This is a genomic window from Thermoleptolyngbya sichuanensis A183, assembly GCF_013177315.1.
GTDB classification, from domain to species: domain Bacteria; phylum Cyanobacteriota; class Cyanobacteriia; order Elainellales; family Elainellaceae; genus Thermoleptolyngbya; species Thermoleptolyngbya sichuanensis.
Window position 1 is genome coordinate 4,810,238 of sequence record NZ_CP053661.1, and the last position, 23,331, is coordinate 4,833,568.

17 protein-coding genes and 2 pseudogenes are annotated in these 23,331 nt (G+C 56.5%); 10 read left to right on the forward strand and 9 right to left on the reverse strand.

Going from position 1 to position 23,331, the window contains the following annotated elements; all coding sequences use genetic code 11:
• Positions 1-152: 152 nt before the first annotated feature.
• The 7 genes from HPC62_RS19900 (at position 153) to HPC62_RS19930 (ending at position 10,722) form a co-directional block, all read left to right on the forward strand.
• Positions 153-1,583 (forward strand): hypothetical protein, encoded by a 1,431-nt coding sequence (locus HPC62_RS19900; protein WP_225906819.1) that lies wholly within the window; start codon positions 153-155, stop codon positions 1,581-1,583.
• Positions 1,584-1,588: 5 nt separating this feature from the next.
• On the forward strand, positions 1,589-3,283 hold the full coding sequence (locus HPC62_RS19905; protein ID WP_205371125.1) for a tetratricopeptide repeat protein: 1,695 nt from the start codon (positions 1,589-1,591) through the stop codon (positions 3,281-3,283).
• Between the two features lie 19 nt (positions 3,284-3,302).
• On the forward strand, positions 3,303-4,712 hold the full coding sequence (rlmD, locus tag HPC62_RS19910; protein ID WP_172358200.1) for a 23S rRNA (uracil(1939)-C(5))-methyltransferase RlmD: 1,410 nt from the start codon (positions 3,303-3,305) through the stop codon (positions 4,710-4,712).
• A 167-nt stretch (positions 4,713-4,879) separates the two neighbouring features.
• Positions 4,880-5,089, forward strand: a complete 210-nt coding sequence (locus tag HPC62_RS19915; RefSeq protein ID WP_172358201.1) for a hypothetical protein — start codon at positions 4,880-4,882, stop codon at positions 5,087-5,089.
• A gap of 420 nt (positions 5,090-5,509) precedes the next feature.
• Entirely contained in the window at positions 5,510-8,782 is a 3,273-nt protein-coding gene (locus HPC62_RS19920) for a glycoside hydrolase family 15 protein (RefSeq protein WP_172358202.1), read from the forward strand.
• Positions 8,783-8,909: 127 nt separating this feature from the next.
• Positions 8,910-9,980 (forward strand): ParA family protein, encoded by a 1,071-nt coding sequence (locus HPC62_RS19925; RefSeq protein ID WP_172358203.1) that lies wholly within the window; start codon positions 8,910-8,912, stop codon positions 9,978-9,980.
• Positions 9,964-10,722 carry a HEPN domain-containing protein gene (locus HPC62_RS19930; RefSeq protein ID WP_172358204.1) on the forward strand — a complete coding sequence of 253 codons (759 nt, stop codon included), beginning with the start codon at positions 9,964-9,966 and terminating at the stop codon, positions 10,720-10,722. Before HPC62_RS19925 ends, HPC62_RS19930 begins: the two co-directional genes overlap by 17 nt.
• A gap of 95 nt (positions 10,723-10,817) precedes the next feature.
• Here HPC62_RS19930 and HPC62_RS19935 read toward each other — a convergent pair.
• From HPC62_RS19935 to HPC62_RS19945, 3 genes and pseudogenes are all read right to left on the reverse strand, one after another.
• Positions 10,818-10,967: pseudogene (locus HPC62_RS19935) on the reverse strand (Uma2 family endonuclease); the annotation flags it as partial.
• 132 nt (positions 10,968-11,099) lie between these two features.
• Positions 11,100-12,413 carry an NF041680 family putative transposase gene (locus HPC62_RS19940; RefSeq protein ID WP_172353244.1) on the reverse strand — a complete coding sequence of 438 codons (1,314 nt, stop codon included), beginning with the start codon at positions 12,411-12,413 and terminating at the stop codon, positions 11,100-11,102.
• A 116-nt stretch (positions 12,414-12,529) separates the two neighbouring features.
• A pseudogene (locus HPC62_RS19945) lies at positions 12,530-12,883 on the reverse strand (Uma2 family endonuclease); the annotation flags it as partial.
• Between the two features lie 335 nt (positions 12,884-13,218).
• Here HPC62_RS19945 and chlG point away from each other — a divergent pair.
• Together chlG and trmB are read left to right on the forward strand one after the other, a co-directional pair.
• The gene (gene chlG, locus HPC62_RS19950) at positions 13,219-14,277 is read left to right on the forward strand and encodes a chlorophyll synthase ChlG (RefSeq protein WP_172358207.1); all 1,059 of its coding nucleotides are present in this window, start codon (positions 13,219-13,221) and stop codon (positions 14,275-14,277) included.
• Positions 14,278-14,376: 99 nt separating this feature from the next.
• Positions 14,377-15,021: a tRNA (guanosine(46)-N7)-methyltransferase TrmB gene (trmB, locus tag HPC62_RS19955; protein WP_172358208.1), complete on the forward strand. Its 645-nt coding sequence runs from the start codon at positions 14,377-14,379 to the stop codon at positions 15,019-15,021.
• 63 nt (positions 15,022-15,084) lie between these two features.
• On the opposite strand, the gene HPC62_RS19960 is transcribed toward trmB, so the two are convergent.
• Positions 15,085-16,638, reverse strand: coding sequence for a phospholipid carrier-dependent glycosyltransferase (locus HPC62_RS19960; protein WP_172358209.1), 1,554 nt, complete (start codon positions 16,636-16,638; stop codon positions 15,085-15,087).
• Positions 16,639-16,948: 310 nt separating this feature from the next.
• On the opposite strand from HPC62_RS19960, the gene HPC62_RS19965 reads away from it, so the two are divergent.
• Complete coding sequence (locus HPC62_RS19965; protein WP_172358210.1) at positions 16,949-18,475, forward strand: YifB family Mg chelatase-like AAA ATPase; 1,527 nt, start codon at positions 16,949-16,951, stop codon at positions 18,473-18,475.
• A 37-nt stretch (positions 18,476-18,512) separates the two neighbouring features.
• On the opposite strand, the gene HPC62_RS19970 is transcribed toward HPC62_RS19965, so the two are convergent.
• From HPC62_RS19970 to puuE, 5 genes are all read right to left on the reverse strand, one after another.
• Positions 18,513-19,169: a hypothetical protein gene (locus HPC62_RS19970; RefSeq protein ID WP_172358211.1), complete on the reverse strand. Its 657-nt coding sequence runs from the start codon at positions 19,167-19,169 to the stop codon at positions 18,513-18,515.
• 329 nt (positions 19,170-19,498) lie between these two features.
• Positions 19,499-19,993 (reverse strand): hypothetical protein, encoded by a 495-nt coding sequence (locus HPC62_RS19975; protein WP_172358212.1) that lies wholly within the window; start codon positions 19,991-19,993, stop codon positions 19,499-19,501.
• Between the two features lie 387 nt (positions 19,994-20,380).
• Entirely contained in the window at positions 20,381-20,863 is a 483-nt protein-coding gene (locus HPC62_RS19980; RefSeq protein WP_172358213.1) for a Dps family protein, read from the reverse strand.
• Between the two features lie 632 nt (positions 20,864-21,495).
• A complete protein-coding gene (locus tag HPC62_RS19985) occupies positions 21,496-21,795 on the reverse strand; it encodes a ferredoxin (RefSeq protein ID WP_068507500.1) in 300 nt (99 codons plus the stop codon).
• A gap of 301 nt (positions 21,796-22,096) precedes the next feature.
• The gene (gene puuE / locus HPC62_RS19990) at positions 22,097-23,011 is read right to left on the reverse strand and encodes an allantoinase PuuE (protein ID WP_172358214.1); all 915 of its coding nucleotides are present in this window, start codon (positions 23,009-23,011) and stop codon (positions 22,097-22,099) included.
• Between the last annotated feature and the right edge of the window lie 320 nt (positions 23,012-23,331).

Here is a 23,331-nt window from a genome sequence, read left to right on the forward strand (position 1 = left end):
CACTGGATAAGCAATCTCGCAACGTCCAGCCCCAAGCCGCCGACCCCCAACGTGCCGATCCAGACGCATCGGAGCGTGACAACCAGAGTAGGATGACAACTGTAGCTGTCCCCCCCTAGCAGTTTTAGCGGTTCCCCAACGGTTTCCCAGCTATGACCCCCAGCCCCCGGCTTTTGCAACACACCCCAGCGCGATCGCTCTCGGAGGTCTATCGCACGCTCCAGCAAGCGCCGCTGGAAACCATTGAAGAACTCAAAGCTTTCTACCGCAAAGAGCTAAACGAAGTCCGGGGTGGCGACCGGATGCAGCGGATTCAGATGCGCTTGCGGCGGGCCTATGCCGACGGAATTCCCTTCAAAGCCTGCGTCATGGGGCATCGCGGCGTGGGCAAATCGACCGAGATTTCGCGGCTGCTGGCGCACGTCCGGGATCAGTTTCGCGCCATCCGGTTTAGCGCCATGACGGCCCTCGATCCGGGCAATTTTCGGGCGCTGGATGTGCTGCTGTTGATGATGGCCGAGGTAACAGAGCGAACGGCGCGTCCTGTAGACCAAGGCGGCGCAGGCAAGCGCCCATCAGACCAGCGGCTCCGGGAGATTTGGGACTGGTTTGCCACAGAAACCGAGATGCGATCGCAGGCCCAGGATGCCGCCATGCAACTGGAAGCGGGCGCAGGACTTCCGGCAGACTCGCTCTGGGGCAAGGTGTTGGGGCTATTTGCCAACCTCAAGAGCGAAATCAAGTTTGCCGCCACGCGCAAAGTCGAAGTGGTGGAATATCGCATCAGCCGCCTGATCAAGCTGATCGACATCGCCAACGCCCTGCTGGATGAGTGCAACCAGCACCTCCGATCGTCCAGCGGCCACGAGTGGCTGTTTGTAGGCGAAGACTTTGACCGGGCAGGCATCCCCACCGAGCGCACCGAGGAACTGTTCGTCACCTATGCCAACCTGTTCCAGGACTTGCGGACGCATCTGATTTTTACGCTGCCCATTGGGTTGTACTACTCCTCCGCTGCACCGCGACTGCCCTTCCCGATGGATTGCAGCTTTGTGATTCCCGATACGCCCGTCTACGACCCCCACCACAAGCTGAATCGCCCTGGCTCCCTGGCTGTGGGCAAAGTCTTGCAGGCGCGGATGGATTTGAACCTGTTTGAAAAAAACCAGTGGCTGCGAGTGGCGATCGCCTCTGGGGGCAACCTGCGCGATCTGTTCGCCCTGGTCAACTACGCCGCCGACACGGCCCAGTTGCGGGCCGCCGCTCAGATCAGCGCCACAGACCTAGATGCGGCAATCGTCAACCTCCGCAGCGACTATGAGCGGCGACTGGGACAAAGCCCCTATGATCGAGAAGTCGTGACCTACGACCACAAGGTGGATCGCATGAAGCGAATCTATGCAGGCGACCAAGAAGCCCAAATGACCGACCCGGTGATGTATTCCCTGCTGAACTCGCGGGCCGTGCAGGAGTTTAACGGCCAGCGCTGGTTTGGGCTACACCCAATGGTCGTGGATATTTTGGGTCGGCAGGGTCATCTAGAAGCCGATGGGCGGGGTCGTTTCCTCGGAGGCACGATTTAGCGACAATGGCAGACCCGGTTTCCCCATCAACAGGCAGCATTGCCGACATTAGCGCCCGACTGGTGCTGTGGGGCGGGCGCGAGATGCCGGGCATGGCGCGGGTGGAATATAGCTCGGAGTTTTCGCGGCAGGAAGTGATGAATCGGGTGCGGGCTGCGCTGGAGCCGCGAGGTATTCCGGTGTATGACCTAGAGCTACGGCCAAACCAATCGCCAGCGATCGCCGTAGCCGATCTGCTGGAGCGCCTTGGCCAGTTGCCGCCCGGAGTGGTCTCGATTACGGGCTTTGCCAGAGCCTTTAGTCCCCAAGTGCCGCTCGAAGAGGCGCTGCGACTGCTCAACTATCACCGCGATCGCTACGCCAGCCTTCCCCTGCGCCAGATCTGGTGGATGACTCCCAGCTTTTTTCAGACTGCTATCCACGCCATGCCGGATATGAATAGCTGGTTTAGCCCCCGACTGGCACTGACGGAGGTGGTGTGGAGCGATTCTATGGATGTCGCTGACGAAGAGGACGGCGCAACCACGCCAATTCAGGATGCCCGGTTCCAGGCGCTGCAACTGGTGCAGCAGTTTCGATCAGCGCGGGCGGATGGCATGAGCGACCTGGAATTACTCAAAACTTACCTGCTGCCCGCGCTGGAGGTGCTGGCCAGTGCCGATGCTCAGAAGGACTTGCGGCATTTGACGACCGAGTTTGAGGGACTTTTGGGGCAACTGCGGCAGGCCGATTCGCTAGATCTGGCCAGCAGCCTCGATCGCCTAGCCACGATTTACCAGAAGCAGGGGCGCTATGCCGAAGCAGAGCCGTTATTTCGGCGATCGCTCCAGTTGCGAGAACAACATCTGGGGCCGACGCATCCTGAGGTGTCCACCGCCCTCAACAACCTGGCGCTGCTCTACCAGGCGGAGGGGCGCTACTGCGAGGCGGACCCTTTGTTTCAGCGGGCGCTGGCCCTCGATGAGCAGGTCTATGGCCCGCGCCATCTAGAAGTGGCGACCGATCTGCACAACCTAGCAGGGCTGTATCAAGATCAGGGCCGCTACGACGAGGCCGAGGCGCTCTATCTGCGATCGCTCGCCATTGATGAACGGTTCTACGGGGTCGAGCATCCCGATGTGGCCACCGACCTCCACAGCTTGGCAGGGCTATACCAGGATCAGGGCCGCTACGACGAAGCCGAGATGCTCTATCTGCGATCGCTCAAGCTCCGCGAGCAACCGGGCATCGACCCCCTAGAACTCGCCCGCAGCCTGAACAATCTAGCAACGCTCTATCGCGTGCAGGGCCGCTATGAGGAGGCAGCGGATCTGTATCGGCGATCGCTCGAAATTCGCAGACAGCAGCTTGGAGACGATCATCCCGATGTGGCCACCAGTCTTAACAACCTGGCGCTGCTGTATAAGGTGCAGGGCCGCTATGATGAGGCAGAAAAACTCTATCGGCGATCGCTCGAAATCCGAATGCAGCAGCTTGGAGACGACCATCCCAAAGTTGCCTCCAGTCTCTACAATCTGGCCAACCTGTATCAGGATCAGGAGCAAACAGAGCAGGCAGAAACGCTCTATCGGCGATCGCTCGAAATTCTGGAGCAGCGGCTCGGCAAGACCCACCCCGAAACTGCCACCGTCCAGAGAAGTTTGGCAAGCCTGCACGCACCTGCCGAGAGTCTCCAGCATCAACCCTCTCCTTCAAACTAATCCGGTTTGACCCGCTCCCATGCCCGACCCCCTCGCTCAACCAGCCCAGCCCAATACCCCCTCTCGCTGGCGGCAGGGCGAGTTGGTGGAACTGACGATTACTGACCTGAGCAACAGCGGCGACGGCGTGGGGCGCGTAGACGGGCGGGTGGTGTTTGTGCCGGATACGGCCGTGGGCGATCGCCTCATGGCCCGACTGATCCGCGTCAAGCCACAGTTTGCCCAGGGCAAACTGCATGAGCTATTGGAACCATCGGGCGATCGCATCCGGCCCGCCTGCATTGTGGCCGATAAGTGCGGCGGCTGCCACTGGCAACACCTCAGCTATGCCGCCCAGCTTGTCGCCAAGCAAAACCTCGTCACCCAAGACCTAGAGCGCATCGGCGGCTTTGCCAATCCCCCAGTCTCCCCCATTCTGCCCCTTTCCCCCTCCCCCGCGCTTTCCCTCAACTACCGCAACAAAGCCACCTACCCCCTCGACCGGGGCGAGTCGGGCCAGGTTCGCGCTGGCTATTACCAGAAGGGCAGCCACCAGTTGGTGAATCTAAACCAGTGCCCGATTCAGGATGCGCGGCTGAATCCTTTGCTGGCGGAGGTGAAGCAGGATATTCAAACCCGCGGCTGGAGCATCTACGACGAGCGGCTGCATCGGGGCAAGCTGCGCCATCTGGGGCTGCGGATTGGGCGACACACCGGGGAAATGCTGCTGACGCTGGTGAGCACCGACGTGGGGCTGGTGGGGCTGGCGGAGCAGGCAGAGGTGTGGCTCCAGCGCTATCCCGACCTGGTAGGCGTGGCGCTGAACCTAAACCCAGCGCAGACGAACGTGATTTTTGGCCCAGAGACGCGCTGCATTGCAGGGCGCAGCTATTTGCGGGAAATCTTTGCAGGGCTGGAGTTTCAGATTCAACCGACGACGTTTTTTCAGGTGAACACGGAGCAGGCGGAGGCCTTGCTAGGGGCGATCGCCTCCGAACTCAACCTCCAGGGCGACGAAATCCTAGTAGATGCCTACTGCGGCATCGGCACGTTTACCCTGCCCCTGGCTAGACAGGTCAAGCGGGCGATCGGCATCGAGCTACATCCGGAGTCGATTCAGCAAGCTTGGACCAATGCCTATCAAAACAACATTGCTAACGCGATGTTCCAGGCGGGCACGGTCGAAGAACTGCTGCCCAAGCTGGACGAACAGCCAGATGTCGTGCTGCTCGATCCGCCGCGCAAGGGCTGCGATGCCTTGGTACTGGAAACGCTGCTCAGCCAACTGCCGCACCGCATTGCCTACGTGAGCTGCAACCCGGCAACCCTAGCCCGCGACCTGAAGAGACTCTGTGCCAACGGAACCTATCGCCTCACCCGCGCCCAGCCCGTCGATTTCTTTCCGCAAACGCCCCATGTCGAATGTGTTGCGTTTCTAGAGAAATTGTAATAATGTCTCAAAAACTGTATCTTTTGATACTATTTCAAGATTCCCTGACTACAATAAGCACATGGGCTGTTCTGACAGTTTTCTGAAAAGTTTTCTGAAAAGTTTTCTGAGAACCTAGACATCGCCTCAGCTTTGACGTTTTGCGACCCATCGCCAAGGAGGTCTTCATGGCAGATTTTGTGTGCCAGATTCCTGTTCCCCAAACGCAGCAAGAGCTTGACCAAGCCGTTCAGACCTATCTCAATGCCAATCTCAGCGGTTTAGATTTGTTCTGCCATTGGCAGGCCATTCGAGAAGCGGCGATCGCCCAGAGCGGTTCCCCCAGCCCAGCGGAGTCGGCCGAAGCCGGGGCGATCGCCGGAGAAGACAGCTATTAAGGATTGCTCAGAGAGATTTCTCAGCTCAATCTTTCTGCTCAATCTCTCAACTTAATCCTTCAACTCAATCTCTCAAAGTCGTTGTGCAGCCTGCTGTGCAGCGATTCTCTTTTGCAGCGCTGCTGCGAAAGCTTGCACATTGCTCAATAAGCTTAATAATAGGAGTACGCAAGTCCCATAACACTTCACGAAAAATTTCCCGATTTGCCGTCTTTAATAAACCTTTGGCTTGATTCATTTAGCTTTGATCCGGGCGATCGCCCCCAGACCGATATCCTGAACCACAGGGCGATCGCTCTATCCTTCCCAGCACCGCCTTCTGCTCGTTTCTGCTAGCTGTGCTGCGGTTCCCATTCGGCAAACGCTCAATAATTACAATAATTAAACGCGGCAAGTAACCTAAACCCTGCCACAGCGGTTATGTCCACCCCAGCTTCTTCTCCGTCGGGTCTGTCGTCCTCCGATGCGCTTCGCACCCTCCAGTCCCAGCTTGACCGCTACTACGAAGAGGTAAAGCTGATTATCCTAGCGCGGCAGCACCCGGTCACCGGACTCCTCCCCGCCAGCACCGCCATCAATTCCCACGGCAACTACACCGATGCCTGGGTGCGCGACAACGTATACAGCATCCTCTGCGTGTGGGGGCTGGCGCTGGCCTATCGCCGCATTGGGGAAGACCGGGGGCGCTGCTATGAGCTAGAGCAGAGCGTCGTCAAGCTGATGCGCGGGCTGCTGTTTGCCATGATGCGGCAGGCGCACAAGGTTGAAAAGTTCAAACAAACCCAGCACCCACTGGATGCTCTCCATGCCAAATACGACCTGGCAACGACCAACACAGTGGTCGGCGACGACGGTTGGGGCCACCTGCAAATCGATGCCACCTCGATCTACCTGCTGATGCTGTCGCAGATGACGGCTTCAGGGCTGCAAATTATTTTCACGCTGGACGAGGTGAACTTTATTCAAAACCTCGTCTACTATATTGGCCGCGCCTATCGCACCCCCGACTACGGCATCTGGGAGCGCGGCAACAAAATTAACCACGGCAACCCAGAGCTAAACGCTAGCTCGGTCGGCATGGCCAAGGCGGCGCTGGAGGCGATTAGCGGCCTCGACCTGTTTGGCGTGCGCGGCAGCCAGTCGTCGATTATCCACGTCCTGCCGGACGAAATCGCCCGCGCCCGCAACACGCTGGAATCGCTGCTGCCCCGCGAGTCGGCTTCCAAAGAAGTGGACGCGGCGGTGCTGAGCGTCATTGGCTATCCCGCCTTCGCGGTCGAAGACCTGAGCCTGGTGGAACGGACTCGCAATAACGTCGTGACCAAACTCCAGGGCCGCTACGGCTGCAAGCGATTCCTGCGGGATGGCCACCAGACCGTCATCGAAGACCCAACGCGGCTGCACTATGAACCGTGGGAACTGAAAGCTTTTGAGCATATTGAGTGCGAGTGGCCGCTGTTCTTTACCTACTTGTATCTGGACGCGCTGTTTCGCGGCGACACCATCCAAGCCGAAGACTATCGCCAAAAGCTGGACGCAGTGCGCGTGGAGAAAGATGGAGTGAAGCTGCTGCCAGAGCTTTACTACGTGCCACAAGAGGCGATCGCCCCCGAACGCGAACACCCCGGCAGCCAAACCCGCTTGCCCAACGATAACCTGCCCCTCGTCTGGGCCCAGAGCCTCTATCTCCTCGGTCGGCTCCTGCAGGAAGGGCTGATTGCCCCCGGCGACCTCGACCCCCTGGGGCAACACCTGCGCCTGGGTCAGCATCCCAGACCCCTGGTGCAAATTTCCCTGCTAGCCGAAGATGAGGCACTCCAGGCAGAACTGGCCGCCTTTGGGGTGGCCACGCAAACGCCCAGCCAGATCGACCCAACCCAGGTGCGAACCTCGGGCCAGCTTTCGGATGTGCTGACCCAGATCGGGCGCAACGACAAACTGGGCCTGAGCGGTCGCCCTATCCGCCGCCTGCGGAGCCTTACCACCTCCCGCATTTTCAAGATCAAGGGCGAAACGATGGTGTTTTTGCCGTCGTTTCTGGATCAGCAGCAGTTTTATCTAACGCTCGATTACCACATCTTGGTGTCCCAAATCCGCGCTGAGGTGGCCTACATCTGGCGACACTGGAATCGCCTCGGCCGCCCCACCATGACGCTGCTGCTGACCCACGACATGCTGCGCGACAAAGAGCCGCTGCTAGAGCTATTTAGCGAGCTACGCGACGGGCACTGCGGCGGCATTCCCGTCACGCTGGGCCGCTTGCAGGAACTCATGCGAACCGCAGGCACCGAGCGGTTCGATTTCATCCACGAATTTGTGTTTGAGACCTCACCCGTGCAGGATGCCCTGCCCACCCCCTATTTCCTGACGCTGCGCCCCGACCGCAACCAGCCGCTCAGCAGCGCCGAAGAGTTTCGCCTGGAGCGTGAAACGGATGTGCCTGCTCTGCTAGAACGCCTGCGCCATTCCGAAAACCTCTACGAGCAAATCGAAGTGCTGGAGGCGCTGAATCGGCTAGAGGGGCTGGAGTTTGACACGGGCTTTGGCGGGCCAGGGCGATCGCTCACCGTTGCCGATCTGCTCGACGAGATTTATGCCAAGGCCAGCCAACTGCGGCTGTGGGGCATTATCCGTCAGGCGGCGGGCCTGCTCGATAAGGTGGACGTGAACCTGTCGGACGCGGTGACGGATATCCTCGTGCGGCAAAAGCAGATTGCGGTCGGCAAGTCCTACAGCGAAGACTCGCTGATGACCAGCCCCATGTCCACCTTTGAAATCATGGACAAGATCCGCGAGTTTGTAAGGCAGGACGTGCGCGATCGCCCCCTGACTCAGGAAATCCTGGTCTACCTGAGTATGCTGATTAAGACCGACCCGCACCTGTTTAAGGGCATGCTCACACTGCGCGTCGGCTATCTAATCCTGCTGATTACTAGCGAACTGGCGCGAGAACTAGACGTGACGCAGGATGAAGCCTACGAGCATTTGATGCAGCTCAGCCCGTTTGAGGTAAAAACGCGCCTCTACAAAGTCTTGCTGGAATATGAACAACTCAATGACATTCTCTTCCAGCAGGAGTCTCTGCACATCCGCCAGCAGCAAAATATTCAGTGGGCAGCCGTGCCCGTGGCCCCTGAACTGGTGGAACCCAGCGGCGAAGAGACGGCGGCGAGCGACTCTGCCAGCGGCGGCTGGGCCAAAAAGCGCCGCATGGAAGGCGCACTGACCAAGGTTCCCAAAGACTTTTACCGCTGCGTGTGGCGCGTGTTGCAGCACTGCAAGGGACTGGTCATCGGCGACAAGCTGGATCGGCGCAACCGCCTGGAAAGTGAACTGCTGCTGGAAATGACCCCCGGCGAGACAAACTTTGCGCTCCGAGTCGAACACCTGCTGAACAAAATCCAGGCTCCGGAGTATCGCCAGGTGAACGTGGAGGCGCTGATGGCCCTGGCGGCGATCGCCGAACAGAACCCCGATCTCCAGTTCGAGGAATACATCGTGCTGGACGTGTTCATCGGGCACGCTGTCCGCATCGCCTGGCTAGAACGGCATCCCGAAGATGCCAACCGCTACGACGAGCGCAAAGGTCAAGCCTGGCCAGCCTTCTATGAACTGCCGCCGACCGCCATCGCCGACGCGATGGTGAAGGCGCTAAAGTTCCTGACGGAGCTAGGACAGTCGCAAGCAGCGTAGGTTTTTGGGGCAAGCTTTTTACCCGAAAGCCTCAAGCTATACTGAGGCAGAAATCTAAGCGTACTGTCCTCATCTGTCTTAATTTCAAGCAACTGGCGATCGCAATCTTACACAAGGGTTTGATGCAATGGTTCAAAAAATTGCTTTATTCAACCACAAAGGCGGAGTTAGCAAAACCACAACCACCTTCAATTTAGGCTGGATGCTTGCCTCAAAAGGGAAAAGGGTCATTCTTGTTGATAGCGATCCACAGTGTAATCTCACAGGCATGGCCTTGGGCGAGGAAACGGAAGATGACGAGGCCCGGATTCAAGAAATCTACAATACAGTATCAAACATAAAGACAGGTTTAGCTCCTGCATTTGAGTCACAACCCAGAGCCATTGAAGCTGTTGATTGTATTCCAGTATCAGGTCGAGATGATTTATTTCTATTACCTGGTCATGTTGGCTTTGCAGAGTATGAAGTGACACTTGGTATTGCTCAAGAGTTAAGTGGTTCGATTCAAGCTCTTAAAAACTTGCCAGGTTCCATCAATGATTTGTTTGAGAAGACGGCAGCTAAGTTTAATGCAGATTATATTCTGATTGACATGAGTCCTAGCTTAGGCTCAATCAATCAGAACTTACTGATGATCAGCGATTTTTTCGTAGTGCCAACTACTGCTGACTTTTTCTCTGTAATGGCAATTGACTCTCTAGTTAAGGTTTTGCCTAGATGGCATGCCTGGGCTAGGTCAGCTAGTTCGCTTCAGATTCTGAAAGAAGCTAACTACCCTTTTCCTAATGTTAAGCTTCGCTTCCTAGGAACAATTGTGCAAAACTATAGAATTATACGAGGTAAAGAGACGGCTGCATTTCAAACTTGGATTGAGAAGATTGAGAAGTCTGTTGCTGAAAAACTGGTTCCGACTCTGAGACAGAGCGACATGATGTTGTCAGATTATGTGTATCGGGATCAGGGTCTTGGAGACAGCTTTTCTCTCGCAAAGATTTCTAACTTTAATAGCCTAATTGCTCTATCCCAGGAACATCGAACTCCAGTCTATGACCTAACCCCTGAGCAGTTAAGACAAACAGGTGTGGTCTTGGAGAAGAATCAGCAAAAGCAGGAAGAGTTTAGGAAAACCTTTTCAGATTTAGCAGACAAAGTTATTGCACTAAGCTCCGAAAGCTTCACGTATGCAGTCAGCGCTTGATCAGTTTCGCATCAGCATTAACCGCGTTCGAGACCTGATTGCGCTTCATAACTCTATCAAGGCTCAAGCCACTGGCGCACTTGATATATCAGATATGTTGCGTGCTGCGCTCGTTCTTGCTGTAAGCGCATTAGACTACTACGTGCATGAAGTTGTGACGTTGGGAATGCTAGAAATTCATCGAGGAAATCGCTCTGAGCCAGCACCTTCGGCAAACACTGCTCAATCAGCGTTCTCACGCTTTCAAGTCTCGCTGGGTGGTGCGCGTCAAGATCGATTGACAGCAATTGATATTGCTTCTTGGCTTGAGGCTGAAATGCAGCAAATTCAGGGGTATGAGTTTCTCCAGAAGTCTCATACAATTTCAGATTTGATTCCCATAATATCAAGCAGTATTCTTAATAAGTTGAATAATACGTCTTGGCTAGAAAGTGAAATTAGAGAGCGTTTAGGATATCAAAGCTTTCAGCAAGCAGACAAAATTGCTGAAGCTATCAGGTACATTTCAGATAAAAAATTGTGGGACGAAGTAGCTATTCAAATGAGTAAGCCTGCAAAAGATATCAAACAAGAGTTAAATTCGATCGTTGATCGAAGAAATAAAATTGCTCATGAAGCTGACATTGACCCAACTTTTAATATTGGCAGTCGATGGAATATTGATGAGGTGCTAGTTGGTGATGCGGTTGACTTTATTGAGAGGCTTGTTGAGAGTATTCACAAAGCGTTGCAAGTACAGTAAACAAACTGGCTTGATCTGTCTGGAGAAAGGCTGAAAAAAGCTTTGGCTGGTCTTCTCTAGCCGCATTAACTATTAACTATTGTGCATTGTTCAGCTCATCCCCAAACCTTGCTCAAGTCCAGCCGGAACCCTGTCAGCACGGGGTCGCCGCTGAGGGAGTCGGGGTTTTCTAGAATCTGCACCGACTCACTGGGGCGGTAGATATAGGCGCGGCGATCGCCCCGATCCAGCAGCCAGCCCAACTGAAAGCCCGGTTCCTGCTGACTTTAGTTTGGACTAACTGGCATCACAATAATGCTCAACAGGATGCCATAAAGAATCTGCTCAACCGTTCATAACAGTTGAACTTAAGGAATTGGATACAATCCTGCTCGCAGTTAAGCTGCTGTTGCAACCGGACTGTTCAGGGATTGTTCGGATGTCTTGCGTTTCGAGGCTCGTTTTTTGACCATCGGATAGCAGGGACGAGGAGTTGGCTTGTGCCCCTTGCCTCGTCCTGGCGATTTACCACGAGGTTTAGGCGCAGGAGCAGGGGTGCCAATCGCTGCCAAAATGCCTGCAAACGCTTGTGCGACCCGACCCGGAGTCAACGTTTCTTGCGGTGCCTGCCAGGGCAAGGGGTGGTCAGTACAGTCCTTTCGCGCTAACCACAACTGCCAACTGAGCAACGGCATCAGGCTGCTCCACTGTTCGGTTGCCGATACAGAACTGAACTGGGGATGTGTCCAATATAGCCTCTGCTTGGCAAAGCGATACCAGTGTTCAATGGCAAAGCGACGGAGGTAGTGCAACCACAGGGTTTCTAACGGAGGCATCTGCTCACCCAGCCAAACTAACCACAAAGGAGCCAAGCGTCGCGTGCTGCTCTGTGTCTCCAGCACCTCCACGCGCAACACTTCCATTGCCCGTTTGGGGGATTTGCGGAAATGGTATGCACTCCAACGACTGACCCGCACTCGTCCCCAGTTGGGATCATCGACTTCAACGGTTTCGACCGGGACACTCCAAGTGTCAGGGTCATTGAGTTTCATCTTATGTCCATGCTTGGCAGGTGCGCCTCGCCCTCGATACGCTGGGGGCGCGCCATAGACACATCGATTGGATGTAACCCGCAGCAGCAAGTCTGCCTCAATCCCTGCCGTTTGGTTGACAAAACTGGCATTGCCGTACCCTCGGTCGTAGATCGCCAACGGACGCACCGCTAACTGCCGAGTCACTTGTTTGAGTTGGAATGCCGCTTTACTGGCGGGTGTTTCAAAGCTGGTGATGCGCTCATGCCGCAATGGTAATGCCCAACTGCCCCTGTCTTCAGCAATCCAGGCTAAGGTACTGTAGTTTTGTCCGGCTATCGGGGCATGTCCTGTTCTGCCTGATAAGGTGCGGTCTTTCAAACGCCTGGCAGCAGGACGGTTCCACCGACTCGCATCACCTGCCAACAACGGTTGCTGCTGAGTCGGTATCTGCTGCACCAACAGCTTCAGCACCTTTGATCGGGGTAGGCGGCTATCGCGCAACGCTTCATAGGTGCTCGACCACTGGCGACGAAAGACAGGACTCTGCGATAGCCTCACAAACGACACGATGCACGCACTCACTAACACGGCATCCATCAGATCAAACAGGGCATCTCTGGCGTTTCCCAAGCTGGCATACAACGTTTGGCGAAATTGCTGAAGTTCGTTGAAAATCATGGGGTCAATGTTGGTTGTACTTCATTGACCTTACGGCAGTCGGTGCTTCTCATTGACTGCCTTCCTCTTCACCATTAGTCCAAACTAAAGTGCTGATATTCGCGCATTTTGGCTTACAGGGTTTCCAGGCTGTCGCTGGGCGATCGCAGCTCAATCACCACATCGGGACAAATCGGCGCAAATTGCTCCTGCTGTTCTGGGGTCAGCGCGTTCCACCGATCCAGCCGAATCCACGCCGCATCGGGCGATCGCTTTGCCCCGGTAGACAGCTTGAACCCCGCGCTGGAGCTAAACACAACGTCCTGCCCAGTTTGCTCGTTCCAAACATAAAGCTGACCAATAATGCCTGCTTCGCGATTGCCAGTGCCAGAACCAACAGGCGACATAATCACTAGATCTCCATCTGCATTTTGTTCGATTCGCAAGTCGCGATTGACCTGGCAAAACTCAAAAAACTGCTCGTCGGTCATGGGCAGCGACGGGGGCAGGTGGACGGTGAACGCAGCAGGGGCGATCGCCCTTGGGGTGGAACGTTCAGACTGCATGGGTTGAGGGGTCGAGGGGTGAGGGGTTGAGAGATGAGAGTCGGCAGGCAAAATTTCGGCCGAGCGCTGGCAAAGCGGCGGGGATAGCTTCACAATAGACGATGGAGACAGTGGGCTACCTGAAAACGCCCAATCGGTGAACTAAACGCAATCTAAACGCAATATTATGAAGTGTCGGGTAAAGTATCGGGTGCAGGATGCCAGTTTTGCAGCCCGCTTCCCGAATTCTGACCTCTGAATCCCTAACCCAATAAACCCTTATGTCCGAGTCCACAACCCCTTCTTCGATTCCCGAATCTGAAGCCCCGATGTCGCCGATGGAAGCAGCAGCAGATGGGGCATCGAACGGTGCATCAGAAGTCGCTAGCGAGGCGGGTTCGGCGGCGCGTCAGCTTTTGGGCATGAAGGGCGCAAAGTCGGGCGAGACGAATATCTGGAAGATCCGCCTCCAGTTGATGAAGCCGATTACCTGGATTCCGCTGATCTGGGGTGTGGTGTGCGGTGCGGCCGCGTCGGGCAACTACACCTGGACGCTGGAGAATGTGCTGATTTCGGCGGCCTGTATGCTGCTTTCGGGGCCGCTGCTGGCAGGCTACACGCAAACCATTAATGATTACTACGACCGCGACATCGACGCGATTAACGAACCCTACCGTCCGATTCCCTCTGGCGCAATTTCGGTGCCGCAGGTAAAGGCGCAAATTCTGGTGCTGCTGTTTGCAGGGCTGGCGATCGCCTACGCACTCGACCAATGGGCCGGGCACGAGTTTCCGCAAATCACGGCGATCGCCCTCTTTGGCTCCTTCCTCAGCTATATCTACTCCGCGCCACCGCTGAAGCTAAAGAAAAACGGCTGGCTGGGCAACTATGCGCTGGGGGCTAGCTATATCGCGCTACCCTGGTGGGCGGGCCAGGCGCTATTTGGAGGACTGTCGCCGACGGTGATGGTGCTGACGCTGTTCTATAGTCTGGCAGGCTTGGGCATCGCCGTGGTCAACGATTTCAAAAGCGTGGAGGGCGATCGCCAGCTTGGTCTAAAGTCGCTGCCCGTGATGTTTGGTATCGGCACAGCAGCGTGGATTTGCGTCCTGATGATTGACGTATTTCAGGGCGGCATCGCGGCGTACCTGATGAGCATCGGGCAAAATCTCTACGCCGTGCTGCTGATTTTGCTGGTGATTCCGCAAATCGTGTTTCAGGATATGTACTTTCTGCGCGACCCGCTGAAAAACGACGTGAAATATCAAGCCAGCGCCCAGCCGTTTTTGGTGTTGGGGATGCTGGTCGCCGCGCTGGCCATCGGCCATGCAGGCGTATAAGGCGTATATCGTTGCTCAATCCCTGCTCAATCCCTCACCCTGCCGCCGCCCAAACTCTAAAATCCAAAATCCCAAAATCCAAGATCGGCATCCTTTCCCATGCCCGTTGTCCGCGTTCGCCAGCACGTCAACCCGCTCAGCCAAAAGTACCAGCAGCCCATCCAGCCGCCAGACTGGTCGCAAGTCTTCACTCACCCAGCTCGACCGCTGCATCTGGACATTGGCTGTGGGCGGGGCGTGTTTTTGCTAAAAATGGCGCAAATCGAGCCAGACTGGAATTTCCTGGGGCTGGAGATTCGTGAGCCGCTGGTCGAGCAAGCGCTGAAATGGCGCGACGAGGAGGCGTTGGGAAACCTGCACTATCTCTTTTGCAACGCCAGCAACTCGCTGGAACCCCTGCTGCGATCGCTCCCACCCAGCAGCCTCCAGCGCGTCAGCATCCAGTTTCCCGACCCCTGGTTCAAAAAGCGACACCAAAAGCGGCGCGTTGTGCAGCCCAGCATGGTGCGAACGCTGGCGAACCATATGCCCTCCGGCAGTGTGGTGTTTCTGCAATCGGATGTCGAAGCAGTGGCGGCGGAAATGTGCGATCGCTTCCAGGAACATCCCGCATTTCAGCGCCAATCGGCCGAATGGCTCCCCGACAACCCGCTGCCCGTTGCCACCGAGCGTGAGTCGTCCACCCTTGCTCGACGGGAACCTGTGTTTCGCGCTCTGTTTATCAGAGGTGCAGAAGAAGAATGAAGAGGGAAGAGGGAAGAACGAAGAACGAAGAATGAAGAGGGAAGAGGGGTAGAGCGTTTAGTTTCAAATCCATGACGGCAGCCAGCGGCGCATCTGTAGCCCGTCCGCAGAGAGGGGCAGTCCCAGAAACAATGGCATCCAGAAGATAAAGCCGAGAAGCACGAGGGCGATCGCCCCCCGCGCCAGCCAACGCGACCCAGACTGAGCATTCCGCAGCCAGCGATCCAGCACCAGCGCCAGCCCCAGCACCGTGAACAGTTCCGCGCTCATGTAGTGGTAGAGAAACGTGCAGCGCGTGACCCGCATCCACATCAGCCACTGCACGGCCCAGTTGCCCACCACAAACGCCGCAGCGCTGAGATATCCTTGCGTCGCTGGTGGCAGCAGGAGTGGTTCGGTCTGGCCCGACCGGGCAGCCCAGAGCGATCGCCCCCAGTGCCACAGCCAGTAGCCCACCGCACCCGCCAGCAGCGCCACAGCCAGCGTCGAGAGCCACCACAGGGTCGGCGTGCCCATCGCGTGAACGTCGTAAATCAAGTCTCCAGCCGCCGTGGGCGCATCGGGCCCGACCACAGGGACGGGATCGCCCGGCACCGCTGTTTTGTAAAAGTAGGCAACCGGACGCAGCATCAGCGGCCAGGTATACCAAGGCGAACAGTAGGGGTGAGCGTCCATGCCACCGACGCGGCTGTGGTAGTCCAAAATGCGGTTTTGCCAGCCTGCAAAGCTGGTGCTGGGGTCGAGTTGAATATAGGGCAGCCAGCTCAGGTAGTAAGTCAGAAAAGGAATTCCCGCCATGCTCAGCGCCCACACGCCCGCATTTAAGTGAGACAGGCTCGACAGCGGCGGGGCAAAGGGCAGGCTGGGCAATCCGTGCTGCTGCAACCGCTGCATTCCCCATGCCACTATCCACAGCAGGTACGCCCCCGCCAGAAACGCTACGCCGTTCCACTTGATCCCCACCGACGCGCCGAAGCCTATGCCCGCCAGCACCAGATTCAGCCAGACAACGGGGGTGAGTTTGTTGGCGGAATGCAGCCTGTGGAGCGATCGCAGCAAACACCACCAGCCCAATAGCCCAAATAAGATTAGATAGACATTATTCAACGCATAGCGCGATTCGACCAGTAAGAACCCTTCGCAGGCTGCCAACAGCGCCGTCAGCAGGGCGATCGCCTTTCGCCCCGTCAGCAGGTGGGCGATCGCCCCCAACACCAGCGGAATCACCGCCCCGGTCACTGCGTTCAGCCAGCGATAGCTAATGGTTGAAACATACAGCCCGCTGAGGCCGTTGTAGGTTTCTGGGCCGCCCCAGCCCAGTCGCTCCGACAGCCAGATGCCGCCCGCGATCAGGTACGTGCTGAGGGGCGGGTGGCCGCCAAACTCCTGCTGTCCCTGCAAAAACGCCGCCGCAAACTTGGCGTAATACACCTCGTCGAACACCAGCGTATTGAACCGCCCCAGCCCCCACAGCCGCAGCGCCAGCGACACCCCAAAAATGCCCGCCAGCCCCAGCCCGTACCACGGCAGCGAGGAGGACGACGCAGCAGGTTGGAAACGCTTGGATTGAAAACGCTTGGATTGAAAACGCTTGGACAATCGAACAGAGCGGCTCATAGGGAATCGGAGAGAAAGCATTTCTCAGAGGGCATGTCTCAACCATCATAAACAACCCACCGTTGGATCGATTTTGGATTTTAGATGGGCGATTTTGGATTCCGCGTCCAATGGCCTGCAGGGCTTCCAGCGATTTCATCTGGATCGTGGGCTTGGCGAATTGGGACTGAAGGAAGAGGATCGCCCCAGCCAAAAGACTCAGCGCTGGGCAACCCCCAACCTCTCTGGCGCTGGCGCTACGGAGTCATCACCCCTGTTCCCCGACCTACCCTTTCGGGAATTCTGAGGACTGAAGACAACAGGGTGGATCATGCTAGCAAGAGTTTGGAGCGCTTCGCTGATCGGCATCAACGCGATGAAGGTAGGCGTGGAGGTGGATATCGCTGGGGGGCTACCTGCGATCGTGGTGGTGGGGCTACCCGATACAGCCGTGCAGGAGTCCAAAGAGCGCGTTAAGGCGGCATTGAAGAACGCAGGCTATGCTTTTCCGATGCGGCGGGTGGTGGTTAACCTGACCCCGGCGGATTTGCGAAAAGAGGGGCCCAGCTTCGATTTGCCGATTAGCATGGGCATTTTGGCGGCATCAGAGCAAGTGAATGTGCAGTTGTTAGAGCAGTTTATCCTGCTGGGGGAGGTGTCGCTGGATGGGTCGCTGCGGGCTGTGGCGGGGGTGCTGGCGATCGCCGCTACGGCCAAGCAACTGGGAATGCGCGGCATCGTGGTGCCCGCCGACAATGCCCGCGAAGCTGCCCTGGTGCAGGGCATCGACGTATACGGCTTCCAGCATTTGTCGGAGGTGGCAGATTTTCTAAACCATCCCGATCGCTATCAGCCGCTCCAGGTGAATGCGACGGAAGAACTCGCGCGATCGCCCTTTACGGGTCTAGACCTCAAAGACGTGAAAGGTCAGGCCCAGGCCCGCCGCGCCCTAGAAATCGCCGCCGCTGGGGGGCATAATCTGGTATTCGTGGGCCCGCCGGGTAGTGGCAAAACCATGCTGGCCCGACGGCTTCCCGGCATTTTGCCGCCGCTGAGCTTTGAGGAAGCGCTGGAGGTGACGCAAATCCACTCCGTCGCCGGCCTGCTGAAGGAAAGAGGCAGCCTGGTGTGCGATCGCCCCTTTCGCAGTCCCCACCACTCTGCTTCGGGCCCGTCGCTGGTCGGCGGCGGCAGTTTCCCTCGCCCCGGAGAAATCTCCCTTGCCCATAGAGGCGTGCTTTTTTTGGACGAACTCACAGAATTTAAGCGGGATGTCCTAGAGTTTCTGCGACAGCCGCTTGAGGATGGCTGCGTCACCATCTCCCGCACGCGCCAGTCCGTCGCTTTTCCTGCCCAGTTCACTCTGGTCGCCAGCACCAACCCCTGCCCCTGCGGCTATTTTGGCGACACGGTGCAGGTCTGTACTTGCTCTCCCCGCAGCCGCGAGCAGTATTGGGCCAAGCTGTCGGGGCCGCTGATGGATCGGATTGACCTGCAAGTGGCGGTGAATCGACTGAAGCCTGAGGAAATGATCCAGCAGCCTAAAGGCGAAGATTCTCAGACGGTGCGCCAGCGGGTGCAGCAGGCGCGGAGTCGCTCCCAGGCGCGGCTCCAAAGCCAAGGGCTGCGCTGCAATGCTGAGATGCAGAGCCGCCACCTGCGGAAATGGTGTCAGTTGGACGACACCACGCAAGCCCTGCTGGAAGGGGCGATTCGCAAGCTGGGGCTGTCGGCCCGCGCCACCGATCGCATCCTAAAAGTTGCCCGCACGATTGCCGATCTGGCGGGCGAAGAGGGGTTGCAAACTGCTCACGTTGCCGAAGCAATTCAGTACCGCACTATTGACCGAATGCAGTAGGGCAAGCCAACCCGCCTTCGTCACCAACCGATGGGTTTTAGTCCACCCAGCCAATTTCGTCATTGCTGATAGATGGAGCGACGGGGCCAGGCAGCGGCGGGGGCGATTGCAGCGTGCGCCGTAGCTCTAGCTGGGAGGTTTGCGACGGTTCGTGTCCCGGATGCACCTCTTTGCGGGGGGCAGAGACTGGAGGAGCAGGCGCAGATTGTTCGGCAGGTTTGGGCGCGGATTGAGGCGCGGGCTGGGCGGCGGCGGCGGCAAGGGGCTGGAGAGCGGCAGCAGCTTTGGCTTCTTCGCTGAGTTTGGCGTTTAGCTCTGTCAGTTGCACGATGACGCGCTTGGTTTCATCCAGTTCAGTCTTGAGTTGGGCGGCAGCAGCGGCTTCTGCTTTAAGCTGGTCGATCTGAGCCTGCTGGGCGGCTAGCTCGGTCTCTAGGGCTGCAATCTTGCGCTGGAGAATGGCTTCGTTGGCCTGCGAGGCTTCCAGGGCAGCTTGCAGATCGGGCACTGCATTGGGAGCAGGTTCAGGGGCGGGTTCCGGGGCAGGTTCAGGGGCGATCGCCCCACGCTCCATCTCAGCACTCGCCGCCTCAGCACTCGCCGTCTCAGCGCCTTTTTCTGCCACGGGATCCGGTGCTGATGCGTCGGTTCGCTCCAGGGTGGAGGTGGTTTTCGTGTCGGTCTGGTTGTCCATATTGCTTTTCTCCCATGCCCTACTCGACGCAGTAAAACGTCTTTGCGGCTTAACTCGCTTGCGTGCCATGCTATTTGATCTAAACCCTATACCATTCTCCCCCGCCTGACTATAGCGCCGAATCTCCCACAAGTGAGGAATCCATCACGCAAATTGACGCGAGTTCATTAAATTTTAGGTTTAATTAGGCGAGAGATTCTTCCAACTGCATAAGTTCCAAAAGAAAGCGCCGTCGGAGTCTGAGAGAGCAAGACCCAACGGCGCTACCGAACTGGATGAGTTAAATCAGTTGAACTTCCGATCAAACTTTGATGGGCAAAGGCGAGCGCCTACAGCGGCCCCTCAAAGTTGCTGTTGGGCTGTCCCAAGGTGCTGCCGATGGGCCCCTGAGAGACATAGCCAATGCGCTCATTATTGGCTTTGCCCGTATAAAACACGCGAACAAACCTGCGGCCACCCTCGACGTAGCTATCCTGCGGCTCCGTCAGGAATACCGTTGCGCCACCTGCGGGGCCGTCGTTTTGGGCTTTGCCCGGCTCCCAGTAGGCCAGCAGCCCGTTGGGTGCGCTGGTCATCCGAACCCGATAGCGTGCGCCCTTGCGGATCTCGGTGGGGACTCTGAGGAAAGTCGCGTTGACCCAGCCAATCACAGGCTCTTTGATTTGGGCCCGTCCGTCGCCGACGATCCCCGTCAGCTTCACGCGCTGACTAGAAGGCAGGTTGATCGCCACGCCACTGAGGTCGGCATAGTCGTAAACCTGAACGGCACGGTTGGTTTCGCGGGTTTGGTTCACCAATTCGCGCTTTTCTTGAATAGTCACCATAAGGTGCAGACTCCTTATCCTATGTATGGGTACTTTTGTATGGGTAAGTTTGACGTTGCGTAGACAGTACGCGGCTTATGCGTAGCCCATGCGTAAGATATGCGTAAGGTATGCGTAAGGTATGCGTATCGAAAACGTAACGGCTGTGTATGCTGCGAAGCTATCGTGCCTCGCAGGGATTAACTTCACCAGGGCTTCGTAGAATTTCGGAGGCGATCGCCCTTTTTTCAAAAAAGATCCGATCGCCCTCCGTAGAAATGCGAGAAAAAGGCGCACAAGGGTTCGCAAAAAAGCGCGATCGCCCAGACGAACCTGCTGCTTGGCAAGCTATCTGGGCGATCGCACTAATCAAAAGTCAACAATCAAAAGTCAACCCAAAATACGGATCTAGTTATCCAGCAGGCCATCGCCCTGCTTCAAGATCTCCTTCAGGAACCAGCGATGCTTTTGGTGAACCTGCACCAGACGGGTCAGCAAGTCGGCAGTGCCAATATCGCCCGCATCATCCGCTAGTTCAGCATCTTCATGCATTTCCGTGATGATATGTTCGTGAGTGGCGATCGCCTCTTCCACCATCTCCCGCACCTTTAGCTTGCCCTTAGACGGCTTCACAGTAGCCGCAGGCAGATAGTCTGCGGGATCGGCAATCGGCGTGCCATCCAGCATCAAGCTCCGCTCAGCTAGCTCGTCTAGCATGGCAAAAATCTCGTTGCCATGTTCTTCAAACAGCAAGTGCAGGTCACGGAACAGCGGCCCGTAGGTCATCCAGTGATACTTTTTGTAGTTCAAATAGGCGACCAGCGTATTCGCTTGCTCGCGATTCAGCGCCTTAACCAAAGCAGTTTGACGAGCCTCTAGTGTCGTTGTCATACGCAAACCTCGCTAGTTAACGATTATCCAAATTCAGTCCAAACGTTCAGCAACTCAAGCAATGATCCAGAACCCTTAGCTAGTCACTGATAGAGCGACACAGAGCAGTCCGGCAGCGGCTCAGGGATACAAAGGCATCTTCTCAATGAAGAACCCCTCCCCTCACAAATCAACCCCCCAGAGCCAACACACTCACAACCCAACCGCACTGCTCCAAAATCTTCAGTTGATTCTAGTTTCCAGCACTTTCATGAGATCTTCATCCTTCCAAAGAGACGTTTGCCAGGGGTTACGGCTCTACCTCGCGTCAGTTGACCGACCAGAAACCGCTTCATTGCGTTGCTGGCAGGCAGTCGTTACTGGCAGGTAGTCGCTGCTGGCAGGCAGTCTAGGAAGGGCGATCGCCCCCAGAGATCCTGACCCAGTGATCCTGAACCATCCCGAATGCAACCTTCTCGATACAATCTTTCTAAATCATACTCGTTATGAGTTCGTTTTGACAACTCCTGTTCCGAAGTTAAACCGCCAACCCAGCCCAATTAAAACCAAAAGGGCCGCCTTTTCACAGAGCTAATTGCTCGAAAAGACAGCCCGTTTTAAGTTCAAAAACCAATTCAAAAACAGCCAGCAGCTTAGTACAGCTCTTCTTCCTGATGGGTCAGAATCACTACGTCAGACGTGGGGTAGGCAACGCAGGTCAGCACGTAGCCTGCTTCGATTTGGTCGTCGTCCAGGAAAGACTGGTCAGACTGGTCTACGGTGCCTTCTTTGATTTTTCCAGCGCAGGTCGAGCAAGCACCCGCACGGCAGGAGTAGGGCAGGTCGATGCCTTGCTCTTCCGCCGCATCGAGGATGTATTCATCATCGGGCACTTCGATCGTGGTATTCAGCCCTTCGGCTTCGTTGATCAGCGTAACCTTGTAGGTTGCCATGCAACAGTCCTCTCAAAATACTTGAAACGGCAGTAGGGGGTCGCCCAGTTCTAGAATCCGATAGCAATAATTGCCTACGGGCTAACCCTATTTCTGATACTACGGGAAAACTTTTGCCCTGCAACCGCGATCGCCCCTCAGGTCGAATTGGATTCGTAATGAAAAACTCAACTTCAACCCGGAATTGCTTATACCTGGAGACAAGCTGTTAACTCTGCAACCGTTTTACCCAGAAACAGGTTTATCCAGAAACAGGTTTACATAGAGATCGGTTTACAGAGATCGGTTTACAGAGATCGGTTTACAGAGAGACGGGCGCATGATGCTCGTGCCAGTGCCGCGCAATATCAATCCGGCGACAGACCCACACCCGATCATGCTGCATCACATAGTCAAGGAAGCGGGCCAGGGCGGCGGCGCGTCCAGGGCGGCCCACCAGCCGACAGTGCAGGCCAATGCTCATCATCTTGGGCGCGTCGGCTCCCTCGGCATACAGCACATCGAAGGCATCGCGCAGGTAGGCAAAAAACTGGTCGCCAGAGTTAAAACCCTGGGCAGTGGCAAACCGCATGTCGTTGTTGTCGAGGGTATAGGGAATCACCAAGTGGGGGCGACCATAGTCATGCACCCAATAGGGCAAATCGTCGGCATAGCTGTCGGCATCGTAGAGAAAGCCCCCCTCTTCCACCACCAGTCGCCGCGTGTTAGGACTCATGCGCCCCTGGTAAAAGCCGAGGGGCCGGCTGCCTGTGACCTGGGTCTGGATGGCGATCGCCTTTTGGATGTGTTCCCGCTCCACCTCTTCGCTGACATATTGATAGTCGATCCATCGATAGCCGTGGCTGGCAATTTCCCATCCAGCTTCCACCATTGCCGCCGCTGCCTCTGGATTACGTTCCAGCGCCATTGCAATGCCATAGACCGTCACAGGCAGTTGCCGCTGGGTAAACAGCCGATGCAGCCGCCAAAAACCCGCCCGACTGCCATATTCATAAATCGATTCCATATTCATGTGGCGCACCCCCAGCAGCGGCGACGCACCCACAATTTCTGATAAGAACGCTTCCGATGCCGCATCGCCGTGCAGAATGCAGTTTTCGCCGCCCTCTTCGTAATTAATTACAAACTGCACCGCCACACGGGCCTGATTGGGCCAGCGTGGATCGGGCGTGTGGCGGCCATAGCCGATCAGGTCGCGGGGATAAGGGGTAGACATAAGCACTTAGAGCAATATTGGGAAGAAGTTCAGAAGAGGTTTGGAGTCGCAAAGCAATAGATCGGCCGACCCAGACTGCCTCAGCAACCTTGAGATAAAGAACGGGATATGCAACTTTACCGATCCCCCTCACCCTTTTCTGGTATGCCGAAGGCCTCAGCCCCTCCCCCGCTCTGGGAGAGGGGCTTCAAGCCTCTCTTGCTCCCCTTCTCCCGACCTGGGAGAAGGGGTTGGGGGATGAGGGCTTGAAAGTTGCACATTGCGCTTTAAAAGATGGATTCTAGGGCCCAATTAGACAGGTATTGTGCCACACCGTCGAG

What these genes read in the sequence shown, in the direction of transcription:
- HPC62_RS19900 (WP_225906819.1), top strand. Translation starts at nt 153, where the DNA reads ATGACCCCCAGCCCCCGGCTTTTGCAACACACCCCAGCGCGATCGCTC.
- HPC62_RS19905 (WP_205371125.1), top strand. Translation starts at nt 1,589, where the DNA reads ATGGCAGACCCGGTTTCCCCATCAACAGGCAGCATTGCCGACATTAGC.
- rlmD (WP_172358200.1), top strand. Translation starts at nt 3,303, where the DNA reads ATGCCCGACCCCCTCGCTCAACCAGCCCAGCCCAATACCCCCTCTCGC.
- HPC62_RS19915 (WP_172358201.1), top strand. Translation starts at nt 4,880, where the DNA reads ATGGCAGATTTTGTGTGCCAGATTCCTGTTCCCCAAACGCAGCAAGAG.
- HPC62_RS19920 (WP_172358202.1), top strand. Translation starts at nt 5,510, where the DNA reads ATGTCCACCCCAGCTTCTTCTCCGTCGGGTCTGTCGTCCTCCGATGCG.
- HPC62_RS19925 (WP_172358203.1), top strand. Translation starts at nt 8,910, where the DNA reads ATGGTTCAAAAAATTGCTTTATTCAACCACAAAGGCGGAGTTAGCAAA.
- HPC62_RS19930 (WP_172358204.1), top strand. Translation starts at nt 9,964, where the DNA reads ATGCAGTCAGCGCTTGATCAGTTTCGCATCAGCATTAACCGCGTTCGA.
- HPC62_RS19940 (WP_172353244.1), bottom strand. Translation starts at nt 12,413, where the DNA reads ATGATTTTCAACGAACTTCAGCAATTTCGCCAAACGTTGTATGCCAGC.
- chlG (WP_172358207.1), top strand. Translation starts at nt 13,219, where the DNA reads ATGTCCGAGTCCACAACCCCTTCTTCGATTCCCGAATCTGAAGCCCCG.
- trmB (WP_172358208.1), top strand. Translation starts at nt 14,377, where the DNA reads ATGCCCGTTGTCCGCGTTCGCCAGCACGTCAACCCGCTCAGCCAAAAG.
- HPC62_RS19960 (WP_172358209.1), bottom strand. Translation starts at nt 16,638, where the DNA reads ATGAGCCGCTCTGTTCGATTGTCCAAGCGTTTTCAATCCAAGCGTTTT.
- HPC62_RS19965 (WP_172358210.1), top strand. Translation starts at nt 16,949, where the DNA reads ATGCTAGCAAGAGTTTGGAGCGCTTCGCTGATCGGCATCAACGCGATG.
- HPC62_RS19970 (WP_172358211.1), bottom strand. Translation starts at nt 19,169, where the DNA reads ATGGACAACCAGACCGACACGAAAACCACCTCCACCCTGGAGCGAACC.
- HPC62_RS19975 (WP_172358212.1), bottom strand. Translation starts at nt 19,993, where the DNA reads ATGGTGACTATTCAAGAAAAGCGCGAATTGGTGAACCAAACCCGCGAA.
- HPC62_RS19980 (WP_172358213.1), bottom strand. Translation starts at nt 20,863, where the DNA reads ATGACAACGACACTAGAGGCTCGTCAAACTGCTTTGGTTAAGGCGCTG.
- HPC62_RS19985 (WP_068507500.1), bottom strand. Translation starts at nt 21,795, where the DNA reads ATGGCAACCTACAAGGTTACGCTGATCAACGAAGCCGAAGGGCTGAAT.
- puuE (WP_172358214.1), bottom strand. Translation starts at nt 23,011, where the DNA reads ATGTCTACCCCTTATCCCCGCGACCTGATCGGCTATGGCCGCCACACG.